The sequence below is a fragment of the Aliidiomarina sanyensis genome (assembly GCF_003987175.1).
GTDB classification, from domain to species: domain Bacteria; phylum Pseudomonadota; class Gammaproteobacteria; order Enterobacterales; family Alteromonadaceae; genus Aliidiomarina; species Aliidiomarina sanyensis.
This window is the reverse complement of the sequence record NZ_PIPM01000017.1, coordinates 1-19,912: the sequence shown is the minus strand read 5'-3', so window position 1 is coordinate 19,912 and position 19,912 is coordinate 1. Positions and strand designations below refer to the sequence as shown.

General features: G+C 50.6%; 12 protein-coding genes and 1 pseudogene. 6 read left to right on the top strand and 7 right to left on the bottom strand.

Annotation, left to right across the window (positions count from 1 at the left end; genetic code table 11):
* Positions 1–116: 116 nt before the first annotated feature.
* Positions 117–329, top strand: a complete 213-nt coding sequence (locus CWE11_RS11050; protein ID WP_126777690.1) for a cold-shock protein — start codon at positions 117–119, stop codon at positions 327–329.
* 73 nt (positions 330–402) lie between these two features.
* Here the strand turns inward: CWE11_RS11050 and CWE11_RS11045 are convergent, their stop codons facing one another.
* The 3 genes from CWE11_RS11045 to CWE11_RS11035 all read right to left on the bottom strand — a co-directional run bounded on the left by CWE11_RS11045 (position 403) and on the right by CWE11_RS11035 (position 4,665).
* Positions 403–2,013, bottom strand: a complete 1,611-nt coding sequence (locus tag CWE11_RS11045) for an efflux RND transporter permease subunit (protein WP_198675637.1) — start codon at positions 2,011–2,013, stop codon at positions 403–405.
* Positions 2,014–2,084: 71 nt separating this feature from the next.
* Positions 2,085–2,678, bottom strand: a complete 594-nt coding sequence (locus CWE11_RS11040) for an efflux RND transporter periplasmic adaptor subunit (RefSeq protein WP_126777689.1) — start codon at positions 2,676–2,678, stop codon at positions 2,085–2,087.
* Between the two features lie 82 nt (positions 2,679–2,760).
* Positions 2,761–4,665, bottom strand: coding sequence for a potassium channel family protein (locus tag CWE11_RS11035; protein ID WP_126777688.1), 1,905 nt, complete (start codon positions 4,663–4,665; stop codon positions 2,761–2,763).
* A 220-nt stretch (positions 4,666–4,885) separates the two neighbouring features.
* Here CWE11_RS11035 and CWE11_RS11030 point away from each other — a divergent pair, with 220 nt between their 5' ends.
* The gene (locus tag CWE11_RS11030) at positions 4,886–6,943 is read left to right on the top strand and encodes a BCCT family transporter (protein WP_126777687.1); all 2,058 of its coding nucleotides are present in this window, start codon (positions 4,886–4,888) and stop codon (positions 6,941–6,943) included.
* Positions 6,944–7,196: 253 nt separating this feature from the next.
* On the opposite strand, the gene CWE11_RS11025 is transcribed toward CWE11_RS11030, so the two are convergent.
* Positions 7,197–8,885 carry a dipeptidyl-peptidase 3 family protein gene (locus CWE11_RS11025; RefSeq protein WP_126777686.1) on the bottom strand — a complete coding sequence of 563 codons (1,689 nt, stop codon included), beginning with the start codon at positions 8,883–8,885 and terminating at the stop codon, positions 7,197–7,199.
* A gap of 119 nt (positions 8,886–9,004) precedes the next feature.
* On the opposite strand from CWE11_RS11025, the gene CWE11_RS11020 reads away from it, so the two are divergent.
* Entirely contained in the window at positions 9,005–9,427 is a 423-nt protein-coding gene (locus CWE11_RS11020; protein ID WP_241971788.1) for a gamma-glutamylcyclotransferase family protein, read from the top strand.
* Positions 9,428–9,430: 3 nt separating this feature from the next.
* Entirely contained in the window at positions 9,431–10,432 is a 1,002-nt protein-coding gene (locus CWE11_RS11015) for an amidoligase family protein (protein WP_126777684.1), read from the top strand.
* Positions 10,433–10,438: 6 nt separating this feature from the next.
* On the opposite strand, the gene CWE11_RS11010 is transcribed toward CWE11_RS11015, so the two are convergent.
* The 3 genes from CWE11_RS11010 to CWE11_RS11000 all read right to left on the bottom strand — a co-directional run bounded on the left by CWE11_RS11010 (position 10,439) and on the right by CWE11_RS11000 (position 15,502).
* A complete protein-coding gene (locus tag CWE11_RS11010; protein WP_126777683.1) occupies positions 10,439–11,692 on the bottom strand; it encodes an Nramp family divalent metal transporter in 1,254 nt (417 codons plus the stop codon).
* 5 nt (positions 11,693–11,697) lie between these two features.
* Positions 11,698–13,659, bottom strand: coding sequence for a S9 family peptidase (locus tag CWE11_RS11005; protein WP_126777682.1), 1,962 nt, complete (start codon positions 13,657–13,659; stop codon positions 11,698–11,700).
* 121 nt (positions 13,660–13,780) lie between these two features.
* Positions 13,781–15,502 carry a hypothetical protein gene (locus CWE11_RS11000; protein ID WP_126777681.1) on the bottom strand — a complete coding sequence of 574 codons (1,722 nt, stop codon included), beginning with the start codon at positions 15,500–15,502 and terminating at the stop codon, positions 13,781–13,783.
* Positions 15,503–15,672: 170 nt separating this feature from the next.
* Between CWE11_RS11000 and CWE11_RS10995 the strand changes: the two genes are divergently transcribed.
* The gene (locus CWE11_RS10995) at positions 15,673–17,865 is read left to right on the top strand and encodes an OsmC domain/YcaO domain-containing protein (protein ID WP_126777680.1); all 2,193 of its coding nucleotides are present in this window, start codon (positions 15,673–15,675) and stop codon (positions 17,863–17,865) included.
* 133 nt (positions 17,866–17,998) lie between these two features.
* Positions 17,999–19,801 (top strand): annotated as a pseudogene (locus CWE11_RS10990) (sensor domain-containing diguanylate cyclase).
* The last annotated feature ends 111 nt before the right edge of the window (positions 19,802–19,912 follow it).

Genomic DNA, 19,912 nt, shown 5'->3' with positions numbered 1-19,912 from the left:
CCCTTCCAAAAAGTGCTCGTCCCTGCCTCTGAATTCAGCTGCTTTGAAGCAACTTTAAGTCCGCCGGGTAAAATCGGCACGTTTTAAATACATTGCAATGTAAGTTAGGAAAGACTATGTCTGAAATCGTTACTGGTACCGTAAAGTGGTTCAATGAATCGAAAGGTTTTGGTTTCCTTGAGCGCGCCGGCGGCCCCGATGTATTCGTTCACTTCAGCGCCATTTCTGGTTCTGGTTTCCGTACTTTGACAGAAGGTCAAAAAGTACAGTTCACCATCACCCAAGGACAAAAAGGTCCTCAGGCTGAGAACGTTACTGTAACTGAATAAGCACCGCTTTTTCTTACAGAACATATCCAATGGCCGGCTGATTGCCGGCCATTTTCTTTTCCGGGAGTGAAGCTTACGATCCGAACAGCATGCTCCGTGCTCGCTCTGCAAACCCATTGATAATCATGTAAAACGCCGGAACAATGAAGAGTGTCAAGAACATTGCGCTTAACAAGCCTCCGACGACAGCCAGCGCTAGTGGATGCATGATCTCCGCGCCTTCACCAAAGCCGATCGCAAGGGGAAGCATACCCAAAATGGTGGTGAGGGTTGTCATCAAAATAGGGCGTAAACGAACCTCTGCGGCCCGGTAAACAGCATCTTCAAGTGCAAGCCCCATTTGCCGACGCCCAATTTCAATATACTCCACCAACAATATGGCATTGTTCACAACAATCCCGATCAGCAACACAACCCCGATCAACACCGGAGCCGACAGCGACGTCTGTGTAAGAGCGAGCAGACTCACCACACCGAATAAGGCGAGGGGTGCGGCAGTCAAAATGACAAGTGGGTTGGTCAGCCGCTCGTATTGAACAGCCATAACAACAAACACTAAAAATAATGCCAAAATCACCACCGTCCGTAGCTCGCGATTCGTCTCTTGAATGGTCTCCCATTGTCCTGAGTAGATCAGGCTGTATTGCTCAGGGAGATCAAAGTCCGCCATTCGAGCCTCGACTTCAGCCATGATTTGGCCCACATCCGCAACCGCATTTCGCACAGCACGGCCAACCTCGGATACACGTAACCCCAAGTCCGCGGCACGTTCCCGATCAACTAAGATTCGCGTGAGCGGGCTTTGGTCTTCCCGTCCTACTTCAACCCCTTCAAGTCCGGGAATTCCCTGCAATAACGCTGCAATGTCTCGCGCATATTCGCGCATATCCGCAAGTTCATCCCCTACCAAACTAATGGAAAAATCTGCGCCACCGGGGCTAAACTGAAGCCCTCGAATAGCCGGTGGCCGTACGCTAACTCTTGCGCCTGGAAGATCCAATGCATCCAGACGCTGTTGCGCCTCAGCGACCCACTGTCCAGCGCTCATATCGGGCCGCTCACGCGCTGGGGTTAACTGCACACGAATATTGCTGGTTCCAGGGCGTTCATTAATGATTCCTCCACCAAGATGACCGCCGACCAAGGCAAACATTGTGTCCACATGGGGCATATCCATGATCACGGATTCAATTTCCCGCGCTGCTGCATCCGTTTCTGCCGGAGGCGTCCCACTGGGTAGTACCATTCGAATCCCGACACCACCATCGTCCACTTGGGGTAAAAATTCATTACCGAGATCCGCTCCAATCCGCGCAATGCCAATGCCCGCCAGCAATGCAATGACGATCGTCACGTAACGAAACTTCAGGACAGGACGCAATAAATTCACGTAGTGCCGCTGCAATCGGCCAATACCTCGGTTAAAACCTCGGATTAAGAAGCTTTGTTCCAATCCACTGCGAAATCGAATTCGGGCCAGATGTGCGGCGAGCATGGGCACTAACGTCAGTGCTGCGGCCAGCGTAGCCAAAATAGCAAATGAAATGGTGAGAATTAACTCACGAAAAATCATTGATGCGTAGCCAGTAATCAATAAAAACGGAAGCACCGCAGCTAGGTTCGTGAGCGACGAGCTAAATCCAGCCTGCCAGACGGGATCTTGTGAGGGATCACGTTTATACAACCGAGGCGGTTCGCTATCACTCGGTAATTGTGTTCGAGCAAGCTCCAGGAGACGCCCTGCATCCTGCAGCGCTAGATGTAACGCTGATCCCCACTTTCGCCAACGGCTGCCGCAGGTACCGCCAGTGCGTCGGGTCGAGGGTCGACAATTAAAGGCAGGCGCGCCAAAAAACCAGGGCGCACACCTTGTTCAAAAGATTGTTCAGGAAGGAGAACCTCTATTCGCAACAATCGGCTACTTTGATCTGCTGCGGGAAAAATACGTCGAATCGTTCCCTCAATTTCCTTGTCCGGCATGCTGTCTAAACGAACAGGAACTGTCATGCCGACTTCAAGGTGGCGAATATCTCGCTCGGAAACACCCGGACGAATGACAAGCTCATTCATGTTTGCCAGCGTGAATAAGGGTTGCTGGGGTTCAATCGACTCGCCAATTTCGATATCAGCGACAATCCCCTGGGTTCGGCTGGTTAGAGTGACTTGAATTCTAGGTTCAACCGTTGCCGAGAGCATCAGCTGTCTTGACAGGTCTCTAGGAACAACCTCATAGGCTGCAATTGGGATGCGTCGCTCTTCTCCGCCACTACTGGACGAGGGTTCGGCACCGTCCGAGCATGCACCCAACAAACACACCCCCAAGACTCCCGCTACAATGCGTTGAACCACAATTCTGTCCTCACAATCCGAAGGCCCAAATTACTCCGTTCAATTTAAATACTAAGGAATCAACAAAATAAGTTCACTCATTTCAGTTGAGTCCCCGTTGCAGCACGATCAGTAACAATGAGTCATCTACGTCAAGACGCAAGGTCGGTGGTAAATTTAAGCGAGTCTCTCCCGCTCGCTGAATTCCGAGCAGTACGCACCCCTGTTGGATTGCCCTTTGCTGCAGTTCCTGCACCGTTCTTTGCCCAAAGAGACCATCCGGTGCTTTGCGCGTTGATAATCGCGCACCCTCGCTGGACAATAATTCTTCGTAGACTGACCGGAGCTGCGGATACCGAGCAATCTGTGAGAGCACATGCGAGACAATCACGGGGCTGACGATCACTGCATTTTCCGCACGCTGCACATAACTGGTATTACTCGAGTCGTGCAATTCAATCAAAACATGAGGTCTCTTTGCGTTTTGCTCCGGTGTACTTTGTAATAAGTAATCCAGCACCATAAAGCCGACAATCGTGCGAGCATCTGCCTCTTCACCGCTCGCGGCGCGATGACTTGAAAACAGCATAATGACATCGTACTGGTGAGGCATCAGCGCACGCACATTGGCTTCAACTGTGTAATCCTTCTGAAGGCACTCGATACGGTTGATTCGCTCGGGTGTTTCAATTAAATAATCCTGTAAAATCGCCATGCGTTCTTCCACTGGTACGGTTGAAACCAGCGTGATGGTAAATTCAGTACGCTCCTCTTGCTGCATCGTAGCGACCACACGGGCCACATGATTATTCCAGCCAAGAATTAAAATGGAACGTTTTCTAGGGCGCGCGGGCGCCAGCAAAAGCGGGGTCGCTTCAGGTTCATCTTTGACGTGCGTTGTAGGCTGAGCCTGAAGCCCACCTTGCCCTTCTGCTAACACCAGAATCTCGTCATGGCGATCAAGCAAAAAGTCCGGTTCAGGAGCGAGCACGGTATGCTTCTTCGCCCCTTCGCGTCGAATCACGCCACATGGGGTGGACTGTGAAAATGCGGCGAACACATTCTGCCAAGCCTGACCATGGAAAGCTGTTGCGGGGATTGGGACAAGTTGTCCTTGATCCTCGGCCACAAGCAAAGCATTGATCCCTCCTGCAAGCTCTGGATATACAGCGCACCGTGTCAAGATCTTCGCGATGACCCGATCACTCGCAATAACTTGCATGGGGCCCTGATAGGTGTGTAACGCGATGGGAATTTTTCGTGCATCTTGCAACTCGGCAATCACTTTAGGACGCCGTTGCAGTTTTCGATACTGCGTCTCCAAACTCGTCAAGATTTTGATAACTTCAGAATCGGCACTCAGCATCTGCTCACCGGAGTGTGAACGGCCCGGGACAATCACTGTATCCGCATGCAATACGCCGGCGCGGTGCAAATGCTCCGGATTAATCGACGAACCAGAGCGCAGAATGACGCGGTTTTTTTGACGCGCGGTAAGAGGCTCTTCCGCTAACTGTAACATAGGGCCGGCCGTAATATCGTCGGCCAGCACCACAATTCGGCGGAGACTGACCTTACGGAACCGCGCGGTAAGTAATTCATGTAAGACGGGCACTGTTCGCGATGTCCACCCCAGAATAACGGTGTGTCCTCGGTAACTTACCGGCGTCAATCCTTGTTCGAGGCGATTCATTTTTCGGAATAACCACTGAGTCATGATGGCGACCAAGGTCCCCATGAAGAGAACATAGCCGAGTACCGTCAGAATGGTTGAGATGAAGCGTCGGCCAGTCCCTTCGTCATCGCCCAAATATCCTGGGTCGGAAAGGCGCAGAAAAGACCACCAGAGTTCCTCCGTGAAGCTCCCCTCACGCGCAATCAGCAACACCAGAATACCACCCAGTACTGAAATCACGCCGACAATGCACCACACGACAAGCAACTGGAAGAATGGCCCCCCTGCCAACAAACGCTCCACATAAAATCTGAATCGGTGATAAAGGTTCACGAAAGCCTCGCTCGTTCGTTATTCTCCAGTTTTTTGTCGTTTGAGCATACACAACTCTCTTGAACTTCGCGAAAGCTTCCTCTCACTTTTTAGATTCCTAAGTTGCAGAACGGCGCACTCGCAGCGAAATGAACCGCGAACAAAACTTGTCAATCGATCAGCAGGTGCTAGCCTGAAATAACGAACGAAAGAAGTTTTTCCCTCATCAAGGAGCCTTACTATGAGTTCAAAAGCGCCATCTCGCTGGCGATCAGCCCTTCTCCTCCCAGTCTTTATTCCAGCCGTTGTTGTCATTGTTCTGCTTGTTGCAGGAACGCTCAGTAATCCCGAGCTTGCCGGAGAAGTTTTCTCGGCAGTCCTTGCACGAATTACCGAAGACTTTGGCTGGTTTTACATGCTTGCTGTCGCTTTGTTCCTGATTTTTATCGTGATGGTTGCTTTGTCACGCTGGGGGCGAGTCAAACTCGGGCCTGACCACGCGGAGCCGGAGTATAGCTTCCCCGCTTGGTTTGCCATGTTGTTCTCAGCGGGATACGGTATCGCGCTGCTGTTCTTTGGCGTATCCGAACCTGTCTTGCACTACGCAGATCCACCCGATGGAGCAGCGCTCACGGTAGATGCCGCCAAGCAAGCCATGCAAATTTCATACTTTCATTGGGGCTTTCACATCTGGGCAATTTATGGTCTCGTTGGGCTCGTGCTTGCTTATTTCTCCTTCCGACACGGACTACCACTCTCTATGCGCTCCACCCTTTTTCCACTGATTGGTGAGCGCATCCATGGGCCAATAGGTCACACGGTTGATACCTTTGCCATTCTCGGCACCATGTTCGGAATCGCGACAACTTTGGGGTTATCTGTTATTCAGATCAACGCAGGGCTTAATTACCTATGGCCGAGTATTCCAGTCAGCACCTTCGTGCAAGTCGCGGTGATATTTGTCATTACCCTCATGGCGATTGCATCGGTAGTGGCTGGTCTCGATAAAGGGATTAAGCGCCTATCCATCATCAATATGAGCCTTGTCCTATTCTTACTGCTTTTTGTTTTTGCGTTCGGACCTACGGTGCATATCTTGGAGACTTTCCTCCAGAACACTGGGAGTTATTTAAACTACATCGTAGAACGTACCTTTAATCTTCAGGCCTACAGTCGCAGTGATTGGATTGGCAACTGGACCTTGTTTATCTTTGGTTGGACGATTGCTTGGGCGCCTTTTGTTGGACTCTTTATCGCGAAAATTAGTCGGGGCCGCACCATTCGTCAGTTCGTCGTTGGTGTCATGCTAGTCCCCACGATTTTTACCTTCTTCTGGTTCTCCGTCTTTGGCGATACCGCACTCCACATGATCATGGTGCAAGGCTACGAATCACTGATTGACGAAGTACAGGCTGATCAGGCCATTGCCCTGTTCAAGCTGTACGAACGCCTCCCGCTTACGAGTATTTTGTCGTTTGCGACGGTCATTCTGATTATGACATTCTTTGTCACCTCATCTGACTCTGGATCTTTAGTCATTGACTCTTTGGCGTCGGGCGGCGTGATGAATACACCCGTCTGGCAACGCGTTTTCTGGGCAAGCTCGGAAGGCGTTGTCGCTGCTGTGCTGTTACTTGCGGGTGGACTAACCGCTCTGCAGACAGCAGCGATTGCCAGTGCCTTGCCGTTTGCAGTGATTATGATTATCGCCGCCGTGGGAATGTGGCGAGCCCTGGTCATTGAGGGACATCAATACAGTAGTTTGCGAAGCCACACTCAAGTGCATCGTCGAGGGGTCCACGCAGGTGCCAATTATTGGAAAAAACGTCTGGCCGGTATGGTCGATTATCCGAGCAAGGAAAAAGTCGATGCCTTTATTCGTGAGACCTGCCATGAATGCCTCAAACGTGTCGAACAAGAGTTAACTGCGAAGCGATGGAAAGCTGAAGTCAGCTTGCAAGAGGAGCCAACACGCGTGGTGTTAACCGTCGATAAGGATGAAATCGACTTCACGTACGAAATTCGATTGCGGGGTTATCATCGTCCCGCGTTTGCTATCACGAAGGATAGTGATGACGATGATTACTTCCGTGCGGAAGTCTTCTTGCGCCAAGGTGGACAGGCCTACGATGTCTTTGGTTTTGAAGAAGCCGACATTATTGATGATGTGCTCAATCAATTTGAAAACTACCTGCACTTCCAGCATCACTCGCCAGGAAGCTTACCGTGGGATGTTTCCGAGCACGATGATGATCTGACTGATATCAAAGAGGAACTAAAAAAGCCCGATGCATCTTAACGAAGCTATCGGCAAGGAAAAACGGAGAGCCGAGGCTCTCCGTTTTCCGTTTTTTGCTGCTGCTTATGAGGCGTGTATCCAAGCCAAAGATGCCTGAATATCCCCCATGACGATTAAAATGCAGAATCTATGCCAATTCCTTAAAAACCATGCAACCTACTGATTTTAATTAATTAAGTTTATTTAAATAAAAAGGGCGCTTATTGAAGAGCACCCTTTGTTGGTGACTTACACCGTTCGTTGGTGAAAATGACTATTCGAGTCCAAGCGGCCGTTTGCCTTGCTCAAATACAATATCAACCGGGATATTGGCCGCATCAATGCGATCCAACTCGGCTTGCAGATCGGCACCGATTCCACCCATTTCTGCAAACAAACGCGCGGTCCCTTCGTAATCGCCATCGCCCTGAAGGCGCAGGATAAGCTCTGACAAACTATTCATCGCTGCGCGCATGTTTTCCATATCCACAGAGTAGTATCCCGATTCATCCCGGACAAAGGCGCCAGCTTGTTCAAAATAATTAAACCGAATCATGTTGGCCTGACCATGTGCACTCGAAGCGCCGAAGCGAACCGAACGGAAAATGCCAGCCAAGAACGTCACGTAGTAATCCTCCAAAACGCCCTCGGTTAAAATCCCTTCCTCCATGAGTTGTGTCACCATGTACAGCCCGAGAATATCGGCTTTACCCTCTTCCAACGGCGCTGCATATTCACGCAAGGCGGTGCGCACGGGTCCACGATCATTAATGGTGTTTTTGATGCCAAGACCATGCGCCACTTCATGAAACATTGTGTTGGCAAAGAATGCATCGAAGGTAATGTGATGGCGCTGGTCCGGGGCAATCAACACATCAGCAATCGGCACCAAGATTTCATCAAATTTTGCCTGCATAGCATTCTTTAACTGAGAACGACGAGTACCCTTCTCCAATTGCACTTGCTCATCATTTGGCAAGTTCACAGCAATCGTCTTACTGCCCGCGTTAGAATGCCCCGCATAGTAGACGACATCATAGGCGTTTAACTGCGCCTCACTTCCAGGCTCCTCTGCTTTATATTCCTCAGGCACCGGCAAGCCACGTTGCAGGGCCGGTAAAGTGTCCGCATAGATCGCGAGGCGCTCACTCCACTCGAGGTCCTTGACAAGAACGTACGCTTCAAACCCTGCTTTGTACCCAAACAGACGGTCCTCATAGGTTTCAATCGGTCCAATGATGACATCGACGGTGTTATCCACCATATCCATCCATGCGTAATCCGATTCTTGATACTCGTTACTTAAGAACGCATCAGCGCGCATTTGCAGATACCGCGCAAACATCGGGTCTTCTGCTAACTCTGCGGCCTCACGAAGCAGTTCGGCAGCGCGTGCTAGACCTTCCGCATATTTCTCATTGTAAGCAACTGTGTAGAGCTGTCCGTGATCATCGCGACGCACTAGCGTATAGAGCGAGTCTTTGTCAGCGAGATCCGCCGCATCAAATTCTTCACGGGTCATGTCCGCAGGATAGTAATTCGCGCCCAACGGTTTCGGTCCAAAGCCTTGAATGAAGGGTTCCATATTGTTCAAACGGTCCCACGGACCATAATTGATTTCAGCAAACTGGCGCACACGCGGATCCGAAATGCCGTTGAGCAGCTCATCGCGATCTCCCGGGTAAGCCTGCATCCAAAACAACTCATCCATAATGTCTGCCGCGTCAATCAGGATACTGATGAGCTCACGTTTTTGTGGTGACAAATGCGAGATATCAACATCCATAGGAACCGGAACGTAAATATCAAGCCGGTGCGCTGCTTCGGGCACGAGTTCGTACCGTGCCTCAGCGGCCGCCTGCTCTGGACCTGATGTATCCGAACAACCCGTGACCAACGCGCCTGCAACGAGCACAGCCACCCCCGCTGAAACGCAGCGTGCGACATGCTTCAAATTTCCCATGAGCTTTCTCTCTTGTTATGTTGTAAGGAGTGCTTGCTACATGAACCGGAATTCATGAGCTAAGCTTCTCATCATACACAAAAAATTCGCAGAAAAAATGGATTGGAATCGTGAAAGCTATGACCTACGCATTATTTGCATTGCTCGCAGCCGCTGTAATCTTTTGGTGGATTTGGATTAGCCCCTACAGCTTCACTTATGGCGAGACCACACTTGAGATTGACCAAGAAGCAACCCATCGCGTTTTTGCATTTGGCACCTTGCGTAATAACTTTGTCCGGACCCTAATCATTCGTCGCTTTGTGCCAACTGAGCCTGCTCAACTGCAGGGTTACCGCCGGTACGGGCTCGATCTATTGCCCGATGACGACGCCGTGACCGAGGGCGTCACCTTTTACGTTACCCCCACACAGCTGCGGCGCCTCGACCGATATGAACGAGTCGGGGTGAAATATGAACGCTATTTGTATACCCTTGAGGATGGAGAGCATGCTTGGGTATACCGCCTTATCTCTGATATTCCACCGGTTCTCGAGGAGTAGTACATGGCCAAAGCCTTGATGAAAGTCCCGCAACCCAAAACCGCTGACGATGAGGAACGACGTGTCGGCGTGGAAATTGAGCTCGGGGATCTCTCGCTTGATCAGGTGACCGAAATTGTCTCCGCGTTTTTAAAGTCCCTCGGAGTTGAAACCGATATCTCGCAGAAAGGTCGGTACGAGCGAAGCGTTTCCGGTGATGATGCGGGCGACTGGGTCATTGAGTTCGATTATAGTTATTTGAAGAAGCTGGGGCGCGAGGAGCATCAAGAAGAATGGCAAAAGTCGGCAGAAAAGGGGCTCGCTTGGATTGCCGAGAGCGTTGTTCCGGTTGAGATAGTCAGCCCGCCCTTGCCGCTATCCCGTCTCGAGGAAGTGGAAACCCTGATTGAGCAATTACGAGAGGCAGGCGCCAAAGGTTCTTCCAACAGCCTCGCTTACGCCTTTGGGATGCAGTTAAATCCTGAAGTGCCCAATACCGATGCCACAACCTTGCGCAATTACCTTCAGGCGTTCTTATGCGCTTACGAATGGCTCTTGAAACGTATCGACCCCGATATTTCTCGGCGAGTCAGCAGCTATATCGATCCATTCCCTAAAAAATATTTAGAGAAGGTCCTCCATCCAGATTATGATCCCTCTCTTGAAGATCTGATGACCGATTATTTACGAGATAATCCAACACGCAATCGTGCGTTGGATATGCTTCCTTTGTTTCGTCATCTCGACGAGAAACGCCTGCTTAAATACGTCGAGGATGTATCCTTGGTAAAAGCACGGCCAACCTTTCATTACCGCCTGCCCGGCTGCGAAATTCACCGCAGCGATTGGGGTCTGTACTCGGTGTGGAACGATTGGGCGGCCATTGAACATTTGGCCGAATCTGAAGACAAGCGGTTAGCCTGCTTAGAGCGTTACCAGAAAGAACGGAAAAAGTTACTACCTGATTTTGGCAAAGGTTGGCGTGATTTCATGGACGCGGAAATCATGCGTTCGTTTGAAGCCTGATCCCGTTCAGAACAACGCCAGACCGATCGAGCGCACCCCAAGTAACAGCGCAACAACGAACACGATGCCGCCCAGAATATTCTGTTGGCGATTGTTTCGGTGTGCTCCCAAACGTGTTTGATTGACGGCAAGCAACAAGAAGCCAGCAATCAGCGGCAGCAAGATACCGTTGGCCACCTGTGCAAATAGAATCAGTGAAATTGGGCGGATACCAAGTGATGCCACGGTCACTCCCACCAATATGATGCTCAGCCACGTGAGTCGAAATCCTCGGCTTTTCATGTCCATGCGCCAACCTAGTACCCCGACGAGCGCATACGCTGAAGCGAGTGGAGCGGTAATGGCTGAGCTCAATCCGGCTGCGAGTAATCCAAACGCCATAAGATAGGTTGCTGCACGGCCAAAAATAGGCTCCAAAGACACAGCGAGATCGGCAGCCCCTTCAATTGTTGCAGCGTGTCCGAAATATGCGGCGGCAGCGGTCGAGACTATCGCCACCGAGACAAGCCCACCCAATGGGATCGATGTGACAATATCCGCGCGCGCTTCTTGCAAGGCAACATCTTTATTCACTGTTTCCGCCGGCCAGCGCGAACGCGCTCCTGCAGCATGTAAAAATAAGGCGTAAGGAACCACGGTTGTCCCAACAAGTGCAAGCATCGTGAGTGCTCCACCGGCGGGAATGCTCGGGAGCAAAAGACCGCGGAACAGTGCCAAGAAGTCAGGGCGCGTCAAAATGAAGGTTGTGAGGAAGGCGAGACTCATCAAGACCACAAGACCAATCAAAGCCTTTTCAATGGTTTTGTATTTCCCTTGCCATAACACCAAGGTTGCGAGGCTACCAAGAATAAACGCCCAGGGATTAAGTCCAGTGCGTTCCTCGAATGCAACAAGCCAGCCTGCATTTCCCCAGAGGGCGTCCGCACCCAAACTTGCTCCCGTCAGATTGCCACCTTGATAGGCACTGTTGCCGATCACGACGGCTGCCACCACGAGTGCTATAAAGGCGTTACGCAACAGTGGGTGCTGCACGACAGTTCGCAGCGCTTCCCCAAGTCCGGCTTGGGTAACCACACCAATCCGTGCGGCCATTTCTTGCAGAATCATGGTCGCAATGACTGCAAACACGAGGGCCCACAACAGGGCATAACCAAAATTGGCGCCCGCGAGGGACGCCGTAACAACCGTTCCCGGCCCGATAAAAGCGGCTGCAACTAAGGTTGCGGGGCCGAATTTCAATCGAAAGCCGGGCTTCTTCATGGTGGTTAGTCGTCCTTAGCCGTATGTTTCAGCATAAACTCAAGCACACGATCCATCATTTTCACATTGTTTTCCGGACGATAGAATCCGTGTCCTTCATCCGCAACCAATAATTCCTCATAGGGAATTTCCGCAGCATCTAAACGACGTTTAAGGAGGTGGTAATGGTCCACGTGGGCGCGAATATCTTCTTCACCGTGCGCAATAAACAACGGGGTGCGAATGTTCTCAACAAAGTTTGCAGGTGAGCGCGCCTTGAGATCATCTTCATCGGTTCCAAGCACGCGATCTAAATAGCGACGACCCATCTCGCTTTGTGGAATATCCCCGGTAGTTTTCATAAGTGGGAGATCATAAACACCCACAAAAGCAAACGCACATGCGTACATATCTGGCTCACGAGTGATGCCCGAGAGGGTTGAGAATCCACCGTAGCTCGCTCCACCGATACAAATGCGGTCAGCATCGGCATAACCTTGCTCAATCAACCAACGGGTTCCATCGGTGATATCGTCTTGCATCTCCGCGCCCCATTTCAGGTAACCGGCCTCTTCAAAGTCGAAACCGTAGCCACCGGAGCCGCGGAAGTTAATTTGTAGCACGCCAAACCCACGCGATGCGAACATTTGAACCCAAGGACTAAATCCCCAGAAGTCACGGGGGCCATGCGGGCCACCATGAATCCATACCATAAATTTATTATTCTCCGCTTGCCCCTGCGGCAAGGTCATATAGCCATGAATTTCGAGGCCATCCCGCGCCTCAAACGAAATCGGCTGCGTAGGTGACATCATTTCTGGATCAATCCACGGACGAGAACCCGCGATAAACACCAAGGAAGGTGCTTCCGTGTCGAGCAAGAAAAATTCTTGTGGTGCGACATCACTGGATACTGAGATCAGCGCACGTTTTCCATCACGCGTCCAGTTATGAATGTGGACATAGTTTCCATCGAACATTTGCTCAAGCTGGCGGAGCCAAACCATTTCATTGGCATCTTCATGAACCGACAAGATTTGCGGCTTGCCATCCGAAAAACGGAAGCCTAATAACCGCGTGCCCGTTGCATCGGTTTTGACAGGACTAAAGCCAGACATGAGCAGGTCATCTAATTCAACGCGCATATTCTCAAACAAGGGCTCGGCTCGGCCACTTTGTAGTTCGATGCGATACACCCCAACTTTCTCTGACTCACGAGAAGAAAAATACACCGACTGTCCGTCAGCGCTAAACCCAAGCGGCGAAATACGCGAGCCGAGCTCATTATTAAACGTACGCCATTCCGCATCGGTATTCGGGCGCCAGGCAAAACGTGAGTTTTGGTCCTCATCAAATCCGATCGCAAAACGGACACGTCCTTCCGTATCGGCCATTAGTCCGCCTCGATCGAGCGGTGAACTCGCCACACCTCGCTGACGGGCATCGTTTACATTCAAACGTTCTGCAATCGGGCGTGTCCGGTCGTGCGCCCAATGCTGAATCAAGATCCAATCCGGTTCCTCGGGCAGAGTGCTAATAATCGACATTTGACGGAATACGAAACTTCCCGGATTGGTACCAAACAGCTGACGACGATTACTTCCATCTGCATTCATGGCATACACACGACCGGTGCGCGCTGGAACTTCAAGCGCTCCAACCTGCATAGTGGTCTCAAAAATCAGGCGATCATTGTTCACCCAAAAGACATTGATAGGACTCTCGTTGCCGCGCAGCTCAAAGGCAGACGTGACTTGCATGTTGCCAAGGTCGCTAATGTCGATCACAGCAAGGTTTCGGCCGGAATCTGATGGCACGGTAACCGCCATGTAGCGACCCTGAGGTGAAATGGCAACATCACCAAATTCCGCGTGCTCAAAGAAATCTTTCAACGGAATATTCACGGGCTGTGCCGAAACACTTAAAGGCGCAGCGAGGAGGAGGAGCGCAAACCCAAGGGCACGCACCATAGAGCTTTTCAAGTTCATAACAACGTCCTGAATGGCTGTGTAAGCAGTAAAAGAAACGACTTCCTGTAATTTACAAAAGGTTAACAACCTCAGGCCGGGAAACCAACTGATTTCTTGTTACAAAGTATTGCGGGCCCAGCTATTCTTCGGTGCTCTCAGGACCAAGATCCGATGGCAAGGTAACCATTCGTTCCTTTAACTGTTTGAGTAGTGCTCGCTCTTCGGCACCGGGGACCCGACGTTTTTCCAAGTAAATGTCACTCAGCGACATCAATAAATAGACCAACCATGGTGGTTCTTCGACGTTTGCAGCTATCTCGAGTGCATCCACGTAATGCTGATATTTGGCCAAGGTATGGGTCAATGAGTGAATGCTAAAAGGAGCATGCTGAACCGTTTCGGAGGCAAGGCGTTTAAACGTCTCGGTATGGCCTTCTTGTAACAGCGACTCTCCAATTATTTCCAGAATTGAACTTGCGGTCATCGGATCCTGCCGCGAGAAATCATCGAGGACCAGACGGAGTGCGCGCTGCGCATCATCATGACGTTGATATTGAACAAAAAGCCGATAGGTTGAGGCGAGCACAAAAGCGCGCTCCTCTGGATCCACCAGATTCATCAAACTAGATGAAATCTCCTGCAAGACCCGTTCTAGATCATCCTGACGTCCAGCCCGTGCTAACGCCTCTGACAACACAATCAACCCCCAAATGCGATACTCATCTTGATCGGATGCAATTGCCGTCGAGACCGATTGAATCAGACGAGCTTCCTGTTCTTGTTCGCCATGTTTTTCAAGTAAATCCAGGAGAGATGAAAGATGATGCATTGCGAAGTAATAGCCAAACTCGGGCTCATCCTGCAGCAAATCCACGGTATTCTCGATCACGATGTCGAGTATTTCATGCGCGCGGTCGAACTCACCCAGTTCCGCAAATTTCTCAATGAACTTGAACCATGCGTAGAACTGCCAGCGATTTTCTTCAGTCACCTGTGAAAAATCTCGGATGTACATGGCTTGCAATGCCTCAACCGCCCGTTGACGTTGTCCAAGCTCTTGAAACATCGCGAGTAAGATGTGATCGGTCTCACTGATAAGTGCTTGTTCCTGCCGATCTTCAGTCTGGGACGTATCGCGTTGAATTTCACTGAGCGAGAAAGCAATATCATCGGCGAGTCGGCGAGCACGAAGCTCCTCTCCCCGATCAAGCAAAGCTTTCGCAAGAACCGCTCGGCGATATACTCGCTGCACGGTTGCAAACTCCCGTTCAACCAAATCCTCCAACAGACTGAGATCACCCGCTTTACTTGCAATTTCTGCAGCAGATTCTTGGTGCGACTGAGTCCAGTAACTCTCTGGACGCAACCGTGCGGTCCGATATATCTCATGAGCGACCGCCAAGGCGTCTGCGTCACGCCCCAGCGCTAAATAAGCGTTGGCTACCTCTCGCTCATAGCGAAGCGTGTCCGAAAATTCAGGCAACGGCGTATTGCTCACATGCCATTGCAACTGAACAATGTAGTCTAACGTGACATTTTCGGGTGCTCCATGGCGCGCGAGCTGCTCCATGGCTAATAAATAAAAATTAAAAACAACGGAAGAATCTTCGCGCTCTTGCTCCGAAATCAAGCGTGCTAGCGCCAACGGGTGGCGGGTCGGATCCATTAAGGTTTCGGCGTAACTTTTACCGCCCTCATTTGCTTCAAGCTCAGCGGTCAGCTCACTCAGCGTTTGCCCATCGGGCAAAATAATTTCAGGGTCGCCCGAACAGCCGAGCAATAGCATGGCGAACATCCCAAGCGAGATAGAAGTTCGGGAAGTGTGCTTCACGCGCGAGCCGAATACAGACAGAAAATTCATAAGGCATTGCACCTAAAGAAAAAGAATCATCTCTAAAGTAACCGATTCATTGCCCACGAGCAAAACTTCAACAACTGCATCGCACATACTTCTGGGGTAACGCGTGGTTTTGCGCGATAATAGCCCCTCATAATTTGCCGTCCCTGATTCATCAACGCTGGTCATTCTGCATGGAAATCAAAGTTAATTTTCTCGACAACCTTCGACTCGAGGCTAAATTTGATGACTTTACCGTCATCACCGATCAACCAATCCGCTACAAAGGTGATGGTTCAGCCCCGAGCCCCTTTGATTATTTCCTCGCCAGTTCAGCACTCTGTGCGGCATATTTTGTGAAGGTCTACTGTAATTCTCGGGATATCCCGACCGACAATATCCGCCTCTCCCAAAATAATATTGTCGACCCTGAAAATCGTTACAACCAGATCTTCAAGATTCAGGTGGAGCTACCTGAGGATATTTCTGAAAAAGATCGCCAAGGGATTTTGCGGTCCATTGACCGCTGTACCGTGAAGAAAGTGGTGCAAACGGGTCCTGAGTTTCAGTTAGAAGTCGTTGAAAACCTCGATGAGGACGCTCAAGCCTTGTTGATTGGCAAGCCCGCAGATGGTCAAGAGACCTATATCGTGGGCAAAGATGCACCCCTTGAGCAAACGATCCAAAAGATGACCGGTATTTTGGCTGATCTGGGCATGAAAATTGAAATCGCCTCGTGGCGTAATATCGTGCCCAACGTCTGGTCATTGCACGTTCGAGATGCCGCATCACCGATGTGTTTCACCAATGGCAAAGGTGCCACCAAAGAAGCCGCCTTGTGCTCGGCACTCGGCGAGTTTATTGAGCGTCTCAGCTGCAATTTCTTCTACAACGACCAATTTTTTGGTCAGGATATCGCGAATGCACCCTTTGTCCACTATCCCGATGAACGCTGGTTTCCTCTAACAGAGGATGATTCGCTACCAGATGGATTGCTGGATGAACACTGCCTCGCGATCTACAACCCAGATGGTGAGCTCTGTGGCTCCCATTTGATCGACACCAACTCTGGCAATATCGATCGTGGTATCTGCGCCCTTCCTTATGTTCGCGTTTCCGACGGTGAGACCGTTTATTTCCCGAGTAATCTCATTGAAAACTTGTACCTAAGCAATGGCATGAGCGCGGGTAATACCTTGCCTGAAGCTCAAGTTCAGTGTCTTTCGGAGATTTTCGAACGTGCGGTGAAACGCGAGATTATTGAACAAGAGCTCGCACTTCCCGATGTACCTGCCGACGTGCTCGCAAAATATCCCAAGATTGTGGCCGGCATTCAGGGGCTCGAAGCGCAAGGCTTCCCAGTGCTGGTGAAAGATGCCTCCTTAGGCGGACGCTTTCCAGTTGCATGCGTCACCCTCATGAACCCGCGTACCGGCGGAGTCTTTGCGTCGTTTGGTGCCCACCCAACGATGGAAGTCGCGATTGAGCGAAGCTTAACTGAACTGCTGCAAGGTCGCAGTTTTGAAGGACTCAACGATCTCCCGCTGCCCACATTTAACTCCATGGCGGTATCGGAACCGAACAACTTTGTTGAACATTTTATCGACTCAACTGGTGTCGTTTCATGGCGCTTCTTTAGTAACAAATCAGACTACACCTTCGTGCCCTGGGATTTTTCCGGGAGCAACCAAGAAGAAGCGGATACATTGTTCAATATCCTCGAGGATCTCGGGAAAGAAGTGTACATGGCGGTGCATACTGATCTCGGTGCGCCAGTGTGCCGTATCTTGGTTCCAGACTATTCGGAAGTATATCCCGTGGAAGATCTGATCTGGGATAACACCAACAAGGCACTAGATTTCCGCGAGGATATCCTGAACATCCATCGTTTAAGCGAAGATGAACTCGCGGAATTAGTTGAGCGACTCGAAGAGAGCCAGCTCGATGCTTACTCAGACATTATCACGCTGATTGGTGTGGAGTTTGATGAGAATACCGTGTGGGGCCAGCTCACGATTCTTGAGCTAAAAATTATGATTTACCTGGCACTTGGCCAACACGCTCAGGCCCTTGAGTTGGTTGAAGAGTTTCTACAATACAACGACAACACGGTGGCCAGAAACTTATTTTATCGTGCAATGAGCGCGGTGCTTGAAGTCACCCTATCAGACGATTTGGCGCTCGAGGATTTTATTGAAAACTTTGAGCGAATGTACGGCACCGATACGATGGCATCGGTTGTGGGAAGCGTACAGGGAACTGAACGCTTCCCTGGTTTGACCGAAACCGACATGCAACTTACCGGACTGGAAAAACATCAGCGATTGCTCGATAGTTACCAGAAGCTTCATGCAGCGCGAGCACGTAAGGCGGGCATGGCAACTTAAACATGATGGACGCTTAGGGTCCAGCAAGGAATGATCATTGACCTCCTATCTTTCGTTTGTCACTGCGTCACATGATGTGACGACCGCCTATGTCGGACATCATCTGACATCGCTGGTCATTCTTTCCCTCGCCATGGCTATTTTAGCGGCTTTGGCGAGCTTCTATCACACCAACCTCATTAAACGTACTCAGGTGCAGTGGCACCGTTTTGCATGGCACTTGAGCGGTGCTCTTACCATGGGAATTGGTGTTTGGGCGATGCATTTTATCGGTATGATCAGTTTTCGAATTGACGTTCCAATCTATTATTCCGTCCCGATTACAGCCGTCTCCGTACTGCCTGCAATCGTTGCCGCTTGGATCACACTCTGGGTGCTTCGAAAAGACCAGCAAACACTGAAAACGATCGCGATTGGCGGACTCTTTATGGGGGCTGGCATCGGAGCTATGCATTACACTGGGATGGCCGCAATGCAAGCAGACGCAGACATCCGCTATCTTCCCGGTATGTTTGTGCTCTCCGTTTTCGTCGCGGTCTTACTTGCAGCACTCTCTCTTGGGGCCCGAACATGGCTAGCGCCTATTGTTAAGAACGACAACCGCCGAACCCTCGTCAGTGCTGTGATAATGGGCATTGCGGTTTCAAGTATGCACTACACGGCCATGCATGCGACCGTATTTTTGCCAGTTGAAACTGGCATCGGTGCGCACAGTGGGCTCGATGCAGGACAGCTGCTCGTTAGCACCATCATCGTAACCGTTTTCCTCGTCGTCCTAAGCACCACGGTCGTGATTTTGGTCAGCAAACAACTTGGACTTCGTCAAAGCGCTCGACAGCGTGCAAAAGAAGTCCGTGCACTTTCGGAGCGATTGCGAAAAATCACGGAACGCGTCCCCGGTATGGTTTTCCAACTTCGCCGCGACCCAACAGGCTATTTGCAATTTAGCTATCTTAGCCAAGCCAGTGAGCGCCTGTTTGGTATTCCTCCCCACGAAGCAATGGAAGAGCCAAAGAAAGTCTTGAGTCTTGTACCTGAGAAAGAACGATTAAAAATCGTGGAAACCCTTGCTGAAAGTGCGGCTACCATGAGCCCATGGAATCATGAATTTCCGGTGCACACCCCCTCAGGAGAAGCCCGTTGGATGGCTAGCAACGCCATGCCTCAGCAAGAGCGCAGTGGTGTAGTCAGTTGGAGTGGCTTTATCAGTGATGTCACGGAAAAAAGAGCTCAAGAGCAAATTATTCACCAAATGGCATTTTATGATGGCCTAACCGGACTGCCGAATCGCAAGTTTATCGTGCGTCAGCTCGCTGAGTTGCTCGTCCGAAAAGACGAACGCCGTCCGACGGTCATTGCACTTCTCGTCAATCTCGATGGGTTCAAACGAATTAATGACGTCCATGGACAAGCGGTGGGTGACGCCGTCCTGCATACGTGCGCTGAGCGGCTACGCGAGCTAACGAGTGGTGACATGTAGCTTGCCCGACTCACTGCAGATGAATTTCTTGTTATTAGCAAAGCTGATACAGCCTACGTCGCGGGTGAGATGGGCACCTTGATTGGAAATGCTATCCTCCGGTCGCTGGCAAAACCCATGAGGCTCTCGCAAGTTCGCTACCAAGGAACCGTCAGTATTGGGATGGCGCTAGCAGATGGCAAGTGCACCGGTGGACAACCCGCAGCAGATCAATGTGCCAATCAGCGTCCAGAAGAATTGATTCGCCAAGCTGACCTTGCAGTGAATCTTGCAAAAGAGCAAGGCGGAAATCGCTTAGTCCGTTACTGCCCAGAAATTGAAGCAAGCTTAAGTGCGCAATATGCACTCGAAGCCGATATGCGCGAGGCTTTAGGAACAAACCAATTTGTTCTGTATTTCCAGCCCCAAGTGAATCAGCAAGGAAAGTCGATCGGTGCTGATGTCAACAACGGGTGAAAACTGATCCACTTTTGTCCTAAAAACAACGGAGTAAAAGTGATCCACCCTTAGCTAATTTTATACTTCAGACGCCGACTACAAAGTGATCCACAAAAGTGCTTACTCAGC